Here is a 13,359-nt window from a genome sequence, read left to right as displayed (position 1 = left end):
AAGATCAGGGGACAGTTATTTGTACCGTCGCATTAAATGAACCGTGTTTATGGTTATATCCATTGGCTGAGTGGCTCGAAATAGAAAGCCGTTTAGCGAAAATATCTAATATGAATCCACGAGCTCGACGAATGCAACGTATGTTGCTAGGTAACGCTACAGAGTATCAACTTGATAAAAATGGTCGAATTTTGCTTGCGCCGTCATTACGTGCCCATGCATCTCTTGGCAAAAAAATCATGCTGGTTGGTTTGATGAATAAGTTTGAAATTTGGGACGAGGCGCGTTGGCACGAGCAAATGCAGCAAGATACTGAGCTTGAAAGGCTTGGTGATTTTGAACCTAACCAAGATTTAGATAATTTTACACTCTAACGGCACAAAAAAAGGCACACAATAGCTAATGACAGCGCAATTTGAACACGTATCCGTATTAATGGATGAGACCATCGATGCCCTTGCAATTAAGCCAGACGGTATATACATGGATGGTACATTTGGACGTGGTGGCCACTCTGGGCAAATTTTAGCACGCCTTGGTGATGAAGGTCGCCTGCAAGCAATTGATCAAGATCCACAAGCAATACAATCAGCTGAAAAATTTGCTGATGACCCGCGTTTTGCAATTGCACATACTCGCTTTTCAAACTTATACGAAGTAGCACAGCAAAACGATCTAATTGGTAAAGTCGATGGCATTTTATTAGACATTGGTGTTTCGTCACCACAATTAGATGACGCTGAGCGTGGCTTTAGTTTTATGAAAGACGGCCCACTCGATATGCGTATGGACCCTACAACAGGTCGCAGTGCAGCACAGTGGTTAGCAGAGGCTGAGTTGGATGATATTACCCACGTAATTAAAAAATTGGGCGAAGAAAAGTTTGGTAAACGCATTGCACACAAAGTACTTGAAGTTCGTGAGCACACGCCAATCACAACTACCAAGCAGCTTGCTGACCTTGTTGATGAAGCTGTACCGGTAAAAGATAAGTTTAAACACCCAGCTACCCGTACTTTTCAGGCTATTCGTATTTACATTAATAGTGAGCTTGAAGAAATTCAAACTGCGCTTCAGTCTGCAGTTAAAGTGCTAAAGCCAGGCGGACGTTTAGTGGTGATTTCGTTTCATTCTTTAGAAGACCGTATTGTAAAACAGTTTATTAGAAAACAGAGTAAGGGAGAAGCATTACCCAGAGGTCTGCCTTTAACTGACGCACAAATAAATAAAAATCTGACGTTAAAAGCAGTGGGTAAAGCTATTAAGCCAAGTGCTGCAGAAGTAGAGCGTAATCCACGTTCTCGTAGTTCTGTACTTAGGATTGCACAGAGGTTGGGATGAGTAAAAAAGCGAGCTATCGGCAACCTAATTTATTCTTTGAAATATTAAAAGGCCTAGGAGCTAATAAGCTAACCTCGGCCTTGTTGGTTGTGATATTCGCTTCTAGTTTAGCTGTTGTGCAAACAACCCACTTAGCTCGTGGCCAACTTATACAGCAAGATCAATTATTACAAGAACGCGATGAGCTCGATTTAGAGTGGCGCTACTTACTTGTTGAAGAAGAATTTTATTCGCAACATGCACGCATTGAAGAAGTAGCTACATCACAATTGAAAATGAAAAGACCTACGAGTCAAGATGAGCAGGTAATAATAGTACAATGAGAAATAGAGGCAAAAAACCAGTCACTAATTTAATCACATGGCGCTTTATGCTGGTGTGTGCAGTTGTGTTTATGGTGTTTGTAACACTCGTATCTCGCGCTGCTTATTTACAAGTAATAGAACCTGATAAAGCACGTTCAGAAAGCGACAAACGTACCGTGCGCGTTGAAAAACTACATGTGCAACGCGGGATGATTTTTGACCGTAATGGTAAAGAGTTAGCGGTAAGTGTGCCTGTGGTAAGTGTATATGCTGATCCTAAAGCATTACACAAGTCGCTAGTCTCTAAAGTAATTAAACAAGCACGTAAAAGCGGCGAAGATCATTTATCTTTAGCTGAAAATACCGCTGAGCTTGATAAGCGTACTGCACTTTATTATAAAAACGATTTACGCTGGCGTGAGCTTGCTGATGTATTGCGCATTGATCCTAAGAAGATTAACTCTCGACTATTAAACGATCCCTCGCGTCGCTTTGTTTATTTAAAGCGCCAAGTTACTCCTGCTGTAGCAAATTATATTGGCGATTTACGCCTACCAGGTATTCATTTACTAGATGAATCTAAACGCTATTACCCCGCCGGTGAGGTTACCGCGCATGTTATTGGTTTTACTAATATAGACGGTAAAGGCATTGAAGGCATTGAAAAGCTATACGAAAACGCTTTAACGGGCGAGGAAGGCCGCCGCACTATACGTAAAGACGCACAAGGGCGTGAAGTAGAAGTGCTTGACGAGCGTGATCGCGTAGAGCCAGAAAGTATAGAACTAAGTATTGACCAGCGAATTCAAGCTATTGCCTACAAAGCTGTAAAATCAGCTGTACTGACTTACAAAGCCACATCGGGCTCAGCTATGGTAGTTGATGTTAAAACCGGTGAAGTGCTGGCAATGGTAAATAGTCCTTCATTTAATCCAAATAACTTAAGCGATGCTGCACCTCATAAGCGTCGTAATCGCGCAATTACAGATTTGTTTGAACCAGGCTCAACTGTTAAGCCTCTAGCCATTTTAGCTGGGCTAGACTACGGCGCCATTCAGGCAGATGACACGATTGATACCTACCCAGGTTGGATGCGTTTAGGTGGTAGTTTAGTTAGAGATACTCGTAATCACGGCGAACTAACACTGCGCGAAATACTAAAGTACTCCTCAAATATGGGGGTTGCGAAGGTTACTCAGTTAGTGCCTAAAGATTACCTTGTTGGCTTATATCAAAAAGTAGGCTTTGGCAGTGACACCGGTACTGGAATGGTAGGTGAAAGCAGCGGTTTGTTTTATCCAAATCGTCGTTGGTCTGACTTTGAAATTGCCACTTTATCATTTGGTTATGCAATTTCGGTAAGTACTGCGCAAATGGCGCGCTTTTATACCATGTTAGGCGCTGGTGGAGTTAATCGACCACTGACTATTTTAAAGCAAGATAATATACCTGAAGGCGAACGTATTTTTAAACAAAAAGACGTAGAAGCCGTAGTCCACATGATGGAAAGTGTATTTGAAAAAGACGGTACTGCTCGCAACATAAAAGTTGATGGGTATCGTGCTGCCGGTAAAACAGGTACATCTAAAAAAGCCGTAGCAGGTGGTTATGGTGATGAATATGTAGGTTACTTTGCAGGTGTAGCACCGGCAAGTAATCCTCGTTTAGCCGTGGTAGTTATGATTAATGAACCAGGTGGTGATGTGTACTATGGAGGTGCCACCGCTGGCCCTGCATTTGCAGAAATCATCTCTAACGCATTAAGAATATTAAACGTAGCGCCTGACAAGGAAGAGGTTGCGTACGTACAAGGTAAAGATAACGATGCGTGATTTAAAGGATATTTTAAAATACATCGAAATAGATGCGCCCTCGCAACTGGTAAAGCATTTACGCCTTGATAGCCGTGAAGTAACGCCAGGTGATGTATTTGTTGCTATTAAAGGCCATACACTTGATGGCGGACAATTTATTGCTAAAGCAATTGAAAATGGCGCAATAGCTATCATTGCTGACAGATTATGTGAATTTGAAAGCAGTTTTGAGCCACTGTATTTAGTCTCAGAGCTTGATAAAAAGCTTCCAGAATTAGCTAGTCGCTTTTATAGCCAACCAAGTCAGACTCTTGATTTAATTGGTGTAACAGGTACAAATGGTAAATCGACTACCACAGCAATGATTGCCCACTTAGCGCAATTTTGTAGTACTGATTCGGCTATTATAGGCACTTTAGGTTATGGCCATCCTGATAACTTAATTCCACTGATAAACACTACGCCTTCAACAGTTGATTTACAGCATATTTTGAGCGATTTAAATTCGCAGCATAAAAAGCTGGTAGCCATGGAAGTATCATCTCATGGGTTAGTGCAACAACGCGTTGCTAAATGTCAGTTTAAAGCGGCTGTGTTTACTAATCTTTCGCGCGATCACTTAGATTACCATGGTGATATGGCAAGTTACGGTGATGCGAAATTAATGCTTTTCCGTGATTTTGAGCCGCAAGTTGTAGTGCTCAATCAAGATGACTTTCAAGCTGAGCAATGGCTTGAAAAGTATGATTTTAATAACCTAATTTGTTATGGCCGAAAAAATTTAGCTCCTAAGAATGCCCGATACGTTTATTTTTCTGATGTTGAATATTCAAGTGAAGGTATTTCGGCGCAGTTGTCGACAAGTTGGGGTGATATTTCAATTAAATCGCCTCTGTTTGGCGAATTCAACTTATATAACTTAACGGCAGCGCTCGCTACATTACTAGGGCTAGGTTATCCGCTTGAACAACTAGTTGCTGGTTGTGCGCAGTTACAGCCAGTCGCTGGTCGAATGCAAGCTTTTAGTCAAGCTGGCATGCCAACGTGTGTTGTTGATTACGCCCATACACCCGATGCACTTGCACTTGCATTACAAGCATTGCAGTTGCATGTGCCAGGTGGTGTAAATTGTGTATTTGGTTGCGGTGGCGACAGAGACAAAGGTAAGCGCGCATTAATGGCGCAAGCTGCAGAGCAAAACGCTAATAAAGTGATTATTACCAGCGATAACCCTCGAACAGAAAATCCTGATGACATTATTGCAGATGTAGCAGGCGGTCTAACCCATCCTCAAAATGCACATCTAGAGGCTGATAGAGCAACTGCAATTCGTTTTGCTATAGAAAACGCTACAGCTGATGATGTTATTTTGATTGCAGGTAAAGGCCACGAAGATTATCAAATTATAGGCGATAAGCGCATCGACTTTTGCGATCGCCGTTATGTACAAGAACAACTAAAAAAAGCAGTAAGAGGGATAACACAATGATCCCAATGGATTTTGATTGGTTAGCTAATGTGCTAACAGCCGATTATCAAGGTGATAATCAACACGTGCTAAATATAAATACTGATACTCGCACAGTGTGCGATGGCGAAGTGTTTTTAGCACTTAAAGGGCCAAATTTTGATGGCCATAAATTTATAGCTGAGGCTAAACAAAAAGGCGCTATAGGCGTTATTGTTCAGCACAAAGTTGATGTAGATATTCCACAATTTATAGTAAGCGATACACGTATTGCACTAGGTACAATTGGCACTGCTGTTATGGCACAAGTGGCGCCTAAAACAATTGCAATTACAGGGAGTGTAGGCAAAACCACCGTAAAAGAAATGTGTGCGGCAATTTTGTCGGTTCAAGGTGATGTATTAGCTACTAAAGGTAATTTTAACAACGATATTGGCGTCCCTCTTACGTTATTGCGCTTAGAGCCTCAACATCGTTTTGCTGTTATTGAGCTAGGTGCAAATCACTTAGGTGAAATTGCTTACACAACGGCAATGACAAAACCAGATGTGGCCGTTGTATGTAATGTTGCAGCAGCTCACTTGGAAGGTTTTGGTAGCTTAATGGGCGTTGCAAAAGCTAAAGGTGAGATTTTTGATGGCCTAAAAGATGACGGCGTTGCCATTGTTAATTGCGATAGTGAATTTAGCCAGTATTGGTTAGATAAACTTGAAGGGCGTAATGTTAAGCGCTTTTCTACAACAGAAAAACTAGACATTTGGGCTGAGAACATCACGCGTGATGCCAATGCACGTGCAAGCTTTACGCTTTGCACTAAAAACAAGCAAGTGCCTGTTACTTTGGCACTACCTGGTAAGCATAATATTAGTAATGCACTTATCGCTGCGGCGCTGACCAGTGAATTTGATGTAACCCTTGAAGAAATAGCCAATGCACTTGCCACAATGGGTGATGTAAAAGGGCGCGTTAATTTAATTGAAGTGTCTGATTTACTTACCGTGGTTGATGACACCTATAATGCCAATGTTAAGTCGGTAAAGGCTGCGATTGACTTGTTAAGTGATATGCAAGGTCACCGCATTTTAGCACTCGGAGATATGGGTGAGCTTGGTGAAGATGCACGTAAGTACCATCAAGAAGTTGGCGAGTATGCACTTGAACAAGGGATTGATGAGTTATTTACATTAGGCGTGTTAAGTAAATACGCAAGTGATGTGTTTGAACTCCCTAATCGTCACTTTTCGAGCCGCGAACAGATGCAGCAAAAAATTCAAGAAAGCATTAATAAAGTGAATAAAAAAACAACAATAGTAGTGAAAGGATCGCGCAGTTCTCGCATGGAATTATTAGTAACCGATTTAGTTAATGGCCAGCAACAAGCCATCAATGGAGTATCATAATGTTAGTTTGGCTGGCAGAGTATTTAACACAGTATTTTAGTGGTTTTCATGTTTTTTCGTATTTAACGCTACGTGCCATTTTAGGTATTTTAACTGCGCTAATTATGTCTCTTTATTTAGGGCCTAAGTTAATTCGTGGTTTGCAACGTATGCAAATAGGTCAAACAGTTCGCGACGATGGTCCGCAATCGCATTTGTCTAAGTCGGGTACACCGACTATGGGTGGCTTACTTATTTTAGCGGCTATTTTTACCAGCACGCTACTTTGGGCCGATTTATCAAATAAATATGTGTGGGCAACACTGTTTGTAATTGGCTCATTAGGTATTGTTGGCTTTGTTGATGATTACCGTAAAGTTATTCGTAAAGACCCAAAAGGTTTAATTGCTAAGTGGAAGTACTTTTGGCAATCGGTCATTGCATTAGTTGTAGCTACTGCTTTGTACTTTACCAGTGCACAAGCATCTGAGACATCACTTGTTGTTCCATTTTTTAAAGACGTATTACCGCAATTAGGTTTGTTTTATATTGTGCTTACGTACTTTGCGATAGTAGGTACATCAAACGCAGTAAACCTGACCGATGGTTTAGATGGCTTGGCGATTGTGCCAATTATTTTGGTGGCTGCAGCATTGGCAATTATTGCTTACTTAACAGGTAATATTAACTTTTCGGCTTACTTACATATTCCACATTTACCGCTAGCGAGTGAGCTTGTAGTTGTGTGTACTGCCATTGTGGGCGCAGGGCTTGGCTTTTTATGGTTTAACACTTACCCAGCACAAGTATTTATGGGTGATGTTGGCTCATTAGCACTTGGTGGCGCATTAGGTATTATTGCTGTTTTAGTACGCCAAGAGTTACTACTTATTATTATGGGCGGTGTATTTGTAATGGAAGCACTATCGGTAATATTACAAGTGGGGTCGTATAAATTGCGCGGACAACGCATTTTTAGAATGGCGCCGATTCATCATCATTATGAATTAAAAGGTTGGCCAGAGCCTCGCGTTATTGTGCGCTTTTGGATTATTTCTGTTGTGCTAGTGCTTGCTGGCTTAGCTACTTTAAAGATTCGATAAATGCAGTATTTAAACGAGATAAAAAACAAACAAATAACAGTGCTCGGACTCGGTGTAACCGGTCTGGGCATTGTGCGTTTTCTATTATCTCATGGCCTCGCCCCCAAGGTCGTTGATAGCCGAGCAACCCCGCCGGGGATTGATTGGTTAAAAGAGCATGCGCCAAATCTAGATACCCACTTTGGTAATTTAGATGACGCTGAGCTTTGTTCAAGCAATATGACTATTATAAGCCCTGGGCTTAGCTTAAAAATACCAGCTGTTGCAAATGCAATTAACGCAGGTGTTGAAGTGATTGGCGACGTTGAGTTATTTGCACGTATTAATACAAAACCGGTTGTTGCTGTTACGGGCTCTAACGGTAAATCAACCGTGGTTACGCTCGCTTATGAAGTATTAAAAGAAGCCGGCTATAAAGTTGCTTTGGCTGGGAATATTGGCACAGCGGTGCTTGATTTACTCAACGATGATTTTGATGTGTATGTACTTGAGTTATCTAGTTTTCAGCTAGATACCACAACGAGTTTAAAACCTGTGAGTGCAACGGTATTAAATGTGTCAGAAGATCACCTTGACCGATACGACAGTTACCAAGCTTATATAGACTCAAAGCTAAGTATTTATGGCGGTGCAGAGCTTATTGTTGTCAATGCAGACGATATTCAAACACATCCAGTTGAGCGCGGTACAACCCCCCTAATCAGCTTTGGTGCTCAACAAGGTGATTACCATTTAGCGCAGCATAATGGCGAAACTCATTTTATGCTTAAAGGCGATGCCTTTTTACCTGTTGATACGCTTGCGGTAGTGGGTAAGCACAATTATTTAAATACGCTTGCAGTAATGGCGCTTTTAAGTCCGTTTGAAGTAAGTAAAGCGCAATATAAGAACGCGTTAGGTCAATTTAATGGGTTGGCTCATCGCTGCCAATTTGTAGCTGAGCTTAACGGTGTAAAGTATTTTAACGATTCAAAGGCAACGAATGTTGGAGCGACCATTGCTGCAATAGATAGTTTGGCTAGTGATGGTGAAAACCTGATTGTTATTGCAGGTGGCGATGCTAAAGGCGCTGATTTAAACGCACTTAAACCCTACATAGAACAGCATGTAAAAGCATTAATTTGTTTTGGTAAAGATGCAAGTGACTTAGCTGCGATTACCAATAAGAGCTATTTAACTAACAACATGGAAGAAGCCGTTGCTTTGGCCAACGTACTTAGTAGTACAGGCAATATTGTTTTGTTAGCACCTGCATGTGCCAGCATTGATATGTATAACAACTATATGCAACGCGGTGATGACTTTATTCAATGTGTTATGGCAGGGCAACTATGATTGCTTTTGCCGATATAAGAGATGCATTAACACCAAAACCTTCAGGTCAGTTGTATGATGTACCGCTGCTGTACTGCGTAATTATGTTAATTGGTGTTGGTTTTATCATGGTAACCAGCGCTTCAATGCCGACCGCTGAGCGGTTATTTGATGACCCATACCATATTACTATTCGCCACAGCATGTTTTTGGCAATGTCTTTTGTGCTTTTTTGGATAAGTGTTTGTGTGCCAATGGATTGGTGGAAACGATCCAACCCTTATTTATTAATACTAGGTATGGTGCTGTTAATAGCGGTATTGATTGTTGGGCGTGAAGTGAATGGTGCTAAACGATGGATACCTATTGGTCCTGTTGGTTTTCAGGTTGCTGAGGCCGCTAAATTATACTTTTTTAGTTATATTGCGGGTTATTTGGTAAGAAAACGCGAAGAAGTACAAGAAAATATTAAAGGCTTTGCAAAGCCAATAGCTGTATTTGCAGTGTATGCGCTACTTATTTTGCTGCAACCTGATTTAGGCACAGTGGTTGTTATGTTTGTAACAACGGTTGGTTTACTGTTTTTAGCTGGCGCTAAATTATGGCAGTTCTTTGTGCTTATTCTAACTGGCGTCGGTTTAGTTGTATTACTGATTATTGTTGAACCATATCGAATGGCGCGTGTTGTCGGCTTTTTAGACCCTTGGGATGATCCTTTTGGTAAAGGTTATCAGTTGGTTCAATCGCTAATGGCTTATAGCCAAGGTGGTTGGTTTGGCCAAGGCTTAGGTAACAGTGTACAAAAACTGCAATATTTACCTGAAGCGCATAACGATTTTATTTTTGCTGTAATAGGTGAAGAACTTGGTTTAATAGGCGTTGTAAGTATTTTAATGGTATTAGCTACTTCAGTATTTAGAGCGTTATTAATAGGCCAACAAGCGCTTAAATGTGGCAAAGAATACGAAGGCTATTTTTCGTTTGCCATTGGTATTTGGTTTGCATTTCAAACCATGGTGAATGTAGGTGCGAGCGCAGGTATTTTGCCAACTAAGGGTTTAACCCTGCCATTTATTTCTTATGGTGGTTCAAGCTTGTTAATTATGACCATTGCCACGGGCATTTTATTGCGCGTTGATTTTGAAACCAAAATGGCAACCAAACAAGCCACCTCACGTGGAGGCAAGCGATGAGTAAAAAATTAGTAGTAGTGGCTGGTGGAACTGGCGGACACATTTTTCCTGGTATTGCAGTGGCTGATTATTTAAAACAGCAGGGCTGGCAAGTTAGCTGGATTGGCACACCAGATCGAATGGAAGCAAGCGTTGTACCTAAGCATAATATAGATATTGATTTTATTAATGTAAAAGGTGTTCGTGGTAACGGATTAAAACGTCTTATTAAAGCCCCATTCATGGTAGTTAATGCAGTATTGCAAGCGCGTAAGGTATTGAAAGAACAGCGCCCTGATGTAGTACTCGCAATGGGCGGTTATGTTACGGGACCCACGGGAATTGCCGCAAAGAGTTTAGGTATTCCGTTAATTATTCACGAGCAAAACGCTGTAGCGGGTATGAGCAATAAACTGCTAGCTAAGGTGGCTACACGTGTATTAGCAGCATTTCCAAGTGCTTTTGCACAGGGTCAAGCCGAGCTAGTAGGTAACCCAGTTCGCCAAAGCGTTATGAATATAGCCAAACGCGATGTATCAAGCCCTATTAATATTTTAGTAGTGGGCGGCTCGCTCGGTGCACAAGTGCTTAATCAAACATTACCAGAAGCATTTAAAGTACTAAATAATACAGCTCCTATAAGCGTATGGCATCAAACAGGTAAAGGTCATTTATCTACTGTAGAAACAGCTTATAAAATGCATGGCTTTGCGGATGGTAATACAAAAATAGCTGAATTTATTGATGATATGGACGCGGCGTATAGCTGGGCTGATATTGTTGTTTGCCGCGCTGGTGCATTAACTGTTAGCGAAATTGCAGCAGCAGGTAAAATGGCTGTTTTTGTTCCTTTTCCACATGCCGTGGACGACCATCAAACAGCAAACGCACAATATTTAGTGATGGCTAATGGCGCATTATTAATGCCACAAGGGCAGTTTAATAAACAATCAATTGTTGAACTATTAAGCCCATATTTAGCCCAACCTTCATTAATTACTGAAATGGCTACAAATGCAAATAAACAAGCCATTTTAGATGCCACAGCAAGCGTAGCAACGCACTGTGAGCAAGTAACAAATAAGAGAAAATAAGTGAAAGAAACGTCAGTACAAGAAAAACACACGCGCCCAGCAATGCGCCGAATAGAAACCATTCACTTTATTGGTATTGGTGGAGCCGGTATGGGCGGTATTGCTGAAGTACTCGCTTTTGAAGGCTACCGTATTACAGGTTCTGACATTGCTCATAGCGCTATGACAGATCGCTTAATTAAAGCCGGTGCTGAGGTATTTATTGGCCATCATGAAAATAACGTGAAAGATGCCAATGTAGTGGTTGTTTCAAGCGCGATTGATGAAACAAATCCTGAAATTATTGCAGCTAAAGCCGCAAGAATCCCTGTTGTGCGCCGCGCAGAAATGCTCGCAGAGCTAATGCGTTTTCGCCACGGTATAGCGATTGCGGGAACGCATGGTAAAACAACGACAACAAGCCTAATTGCAAGTATTTATGGACAAGCAGGGCTCGATCCAACTTTTATTATTGGTGGCTTGTTAAATAGCGCAGGTAGTAACGCAAAAGTAGGTAAAAGTGATTTTTTAATAGCAGAAGCTGATGAAAGCGATGCGTCGTTTTTACACTTGCAGCCAATGGTCTCGGTCATCACAAATATTGAAGAAGATCACATGGATACTTATGGCGGCAGTCTTGAAAAAATGAAAGACACGTATGTCGATTTCATTCATAACTTGCCGTTTTATGGTTTAGCTGTTGTATGTATTGACTCTGAAGTTGCAGCTGAGCTTATCCCGCGCTTTGGTCGCCCAGTTATTACGTATGGCGAATCGAAGGATGCTGATTATCGCATGAGCGACTTTAGCCAATCAGCTAATACGTGCACATTTACAGTAACTAACAAGCAAGGTGAGTGTTTAACTGCCACGTTGAATATGCCAGGTAGACACAACGCACTTAATGCAACCGCTGCGATTGCTGTGGCAAAAGATCAAAACATTGCGAATCATGCAATTTTAGAAGCGCTGCAGAAGTTTGAAGGTATTGGTCGTCGTTTTCAGCACTATGGTGAATTTGAAAACGAGCGTGGCAATGTGATGTTAGTTGATGATTACGGGCATCATCCTTCAGAAGTTGCAGCAACAATTGCAGCAGTACGTGAAGGTTGGCCTGATAAGCGTTTAGTAATGGTATATCAACCTCATAGGTTTTCTCGTACACGCGACTTATACGAAGATTTTGTAAAAGTTCTTGCTGATGTAGATCAGTTACTATTGCTTGATGTGTATAGCGCAGGTGAAGATCCTATTGTAGGGGCCGACAGCAAAAGCTTATGCCGTAGCCTTCGCCAACGTGGCAAAGAGCCGCTGCACGTAGCAACAAATGCTGAGCTTGCAGGTGTTTTGGCCGCAAATTTACAAAACAATGATTTAGTATTAACCCAAGGCGCTGGTAATATAGGTCAGTTAGTTAAAACATTAGCTGCAACGGGTATGTCGATAGAAAAACTTAAGCAAGGTGAAGTATGACTCAGGTAAACACACAATTTGGTAAAGTAGCGGTACTGCTAGGTGGTAACTCAGCAGAGCGTGAAGTGTCTTTACGATCGGGTCAGGCTGTTTTAAATGCGCTGCAAAATAGTGGTATTGATGCAATTGCATTTGACCCACAAAGTCGTTCTTTGTGGGAGTTAAAAGAATTAAATGTAGATCGCGTTTTTATCGCTTTGCATGGCCGTGGTGGCGAAGACGGCACAGTGCAGGGAGCACTTGAATTTATGGACTTGCCTTACACGGGCAGTAATGTACTAGGTTCAGCACTTGCTATGGATAAAGTACGTTGTAAGCACTTATTTAAATCAGCGGGTTTAAGCACTGCACCTTATACCGTAGTTGATGCTAAAAAAGGCTTTGATGCTGCAGCCATTATGGATGAATTTAAAAAGGTCATGGTTAAGCCATCGCATGAAGGTTCAAGCATAGGTATGGCGCAAGCAAGTACAACACAAGAGCTTGAAGATGCACTAGCTAATGCATTTAAGTTTGATAACCAAGTACTTGTAGAGCAGTGGATCACTGGTCGTGAATTTACAATCACGGTGCTTGGCGACGATGTACAACCAGTCATTGAGATGACGACACCTAATGGCTTTTACGATTACCAAGCTAAGTATCAATCAAATACAACCCAGTATCATTGCCCTGCAGATTTATCAGAGCAAGATACTAAGTACTTACAAGCCATATCGCTAGATGCGTTTGATTTAGTGGGTGCAAGTGGTTGGGGTCGTGTTGATGCTATGCAAGACGAGCAAGGGAATTTTTACCTGCTTGAAGTGAATACAGTACCAGGCATGACTGAAAAGTCACTAGTACCGATGGCTGCAAAAGCGAACGGGGCAACTTTTGAGCAATTAGTTGTTCGCATTTTAGAGCAAACGCTTTAA

Annotated in this window: 12 protein-coding genes; all 12 read left to right on the top strand. The window is 41.5% G+C overall.

The window, feature by feature from the left end; all coding sequences use genetic code 11:
- Positions 1–374 (top strand): division/cell wall cluster transcriptional repressor MraZ (mraZ, locus tag H5072_RS00450; RefSeq protein WP_182692348.1); only part of this gene is annotated, 374 nt, incomplete at its 5' end.
- A gap of 28 nt (positions 375–402) precedes the next feature.
- Positions 403–1,341, top strand: coding sequence for a 16S rRNA (cytosine(1402)-N(4))-methyltransferase RsmH (rsmH, locus tag H5072_RS00445; RefSeq protein WP_024606338.1), 939 nt, complete (start codon positions 403–405; stop codon positions 1,339–1,341).
- Positions 1,338–1,664 (top strand): cell division protein FtsL, encoded by a 327-nt coding sequence (ftsL, locus tag H5072_RS00440; RefSeq protein ID WP_002957986.1) that lies wholly within the window; start codon positions 1,338–1,340, stop codon positions 1,662–1,664. Before rsmH ends, ftsL begins: the two co-directional genes overlap by 4 nt.
- Positions 1,661–3,478: a penicillin-binding transpeptidase domain-containing protein gene (locus H5072_RS00435; protein WP_182692347.1), complete on the top strand. Its 1,818-nt coding sequence runs from the start codon at positions 1,661–1,663 to the stop codon at positions 3,476–3,478. Before ftsL ends, H5072_RS00435 begins: the two co-directional genes overlap by 4 nt.
- On the top strand, positions 3,471–4,949 hold the full coding sequence (murE, locus tag H5072_RS00430; RefSeq protein WP_182692346.1) for a UDP-N-acetylmuramoyl-L-alanyl-D-glutamate--2,6-diaminopimelate ligase: 1,479 nt from the start codon (positions 3,471–3,473) through the stop codon (positions 4,947–4,949). The genes H5072_RS00435 and murE overlap by 8 nt, the downstream gene beginning before the upstream one ends.
- A complete protein-coding gene (gene murF / locus H5072_RS00425) occupies positions 4,946–6,328 on the top strand; it encodes a UDP-N-acetylmuramoyl-tripeptide--D-alanyl-D-alanine ligase (protein ID WP_182692345.1) in 1,383 nt (460 codons plus the stop codon). The genes murE and murF overlap by 4 nt, the downstream gene beginning before the upstream one ends.
- Positions 6,328–7,410, top strand: coding sequence for a phospho-N-acetylmuramoyl-pentapeptide-transferase (gene mraY, locus H5072_RS00420; RefSeq protein ID WP_002957990.1), 1,083 nt, complete (start codon positions 6,328–6,330; stop codon positions 7,408–7,410). The genes murF and mraY overlap by 1 nt, the downstream gene beginning before the upstream one ends.
- Positions 7,411–8,745: a UDP-N-acetylmuramoyl-L-alanine--D-glutamate ligase gene (murD, locus tag H5072_RS00415; RefSeq protein WP_182692344.1), complete on the top strand. Its 1,335-nt coding sequence runs from the start codon at positions 7,411–7,413 to the stop codon at positions 8,743–8,745. It abuts the gene before it with no gap.
- The gene (gene ftsW, locus H5072_RS00410) at positions 8,742–9,917 is read left to right on the top strand and encodes a cell division protein FtsW (protein ID WP_182692343.1); all 1,176 of its coding nucleotides are present in this window, start codon (positions 8,742–8,744) and stop codon (positions 9,915–9,917) included. Before murD ends, ftsW begins: the two co-directional genes overlap by 4 nt.
- Positions 9,914–10,990: an undecaprenyldiphospho-muramoylpentapeptide beta-N-acetylglucosaminyltransferase gene (gene murG / locus H5072_RS00405; protein WP_182692342.1), complete on the top strand. Its 1,077-nt coding sequence runs from the start codon at positions 9,914–9,916 to the stop codon at positions 10,988–10,990. The genes ftsW and murG overlap by 4 nt, the downstream gene beginning before the upstream one ends.
- Entirely contained in the window at positions 10,991–12,442 is a 1,452-nt protein-coding gene (gene murC / locus H5072_RS00400) for a UDP-N-acetylmuramate--L-alanine ligase (RefSeq protein WP_039485322.1), read from the top strand.
- On the top strand, positions 12,439–13,359 hold the full coding sequence (locus H5072_RS00395; RefSeq protein ID WP_058154153.1) for a D-alanine--D-alanine ligase: 921 nt from the start codon (positions 12,439–12,441) through the stop codon (positions 13,357–13,359). Before murC ends, H5072_RS00395 begins: the two co-directional genes overlap by 4 nt.

The organism is Pseudoalteromonas sp. SR45-5 (genome assembly GCF_014163565.1).
In the GTDB taxonomy this organism is placed as follows: Bacteria; Pseudomonadota; Gammaproteobacteria; order Enterobacterales; family Alteromonadaceae; genus Pseudoalteromonas; species Pseudoalteromonas distincta.
This window is presented reverse-complemented; position numbering and strand designations above follow the sequence as displayed.

Excerpts from the sequence above, each read along its gene's own strand:
- ftsL (WP_002957986.1), top strand. The coding sequence starts at position 1,338 with ATGAGTAAAAAAGCGAGCTATCGGCAACCTAATTTATTCTTTGAAATA.
- H5072_RS00395 (WP_058154153.1), top strand. The coding sequence starts at position 12,439 with ATGACTCAGGTAAACACACAATTTGGTAAAGTAGCGGTACTGCTAGGT.
- murD (WP_182692344.1), top strand. The coding sequence starts at position 7,411 with ATGCAGTATTTAAACGAGATAAAAAACAAACAAATAACAGTGCTCGGA.
- murE (WP_182692346.1), top strand. The coding sequence starts at position 3,471 with ATGCGTGATTTAAAGGATATTTTAAAATACATCGAAATAGATGCGCCC.
- rsmH (WP_024606338.1), top strand. The coding sequence starts at position 403 with ATGACAGCGCAATTTGAACACGTATCCGTATTAATGGATGAGACCATC.
- ftsW (WP_182692343.1), top strand. The coding sequence starts at position 8,742 with ATGATTGCTTTTGCCGATATAAGAGATGCATTAACACCAAAACCTTCA.
- murF (WP_182692345.1), top strand. The coding sequence starts at position 4,946 with ATGATCCCAATGGATTTTGATTGGTTAGCTAATGTGCTAACAGCCGAT.
- murG (WP_182692342.1), top strand. The coding sequence starts at position 9,914 with ATGAGTAAAAAATTAGTAGTAGTGGCTGGTGGAACTGGCGGACACATT.
- mraY (WP_002957990.1), top strand. The coding sequence starts at position 6,328 with ATGTTAGTTTGGCTGGCAGAGTATTTAACACAGTATTTTAGTGGTTTT.
- H5072_RS00435 (WP_182692347.1), top strand. The coding sequence starts at position 1,661 with ATGAGAAATAGAGGCAAAAAACCAGTCACTAATTTAATCACATGGCGC.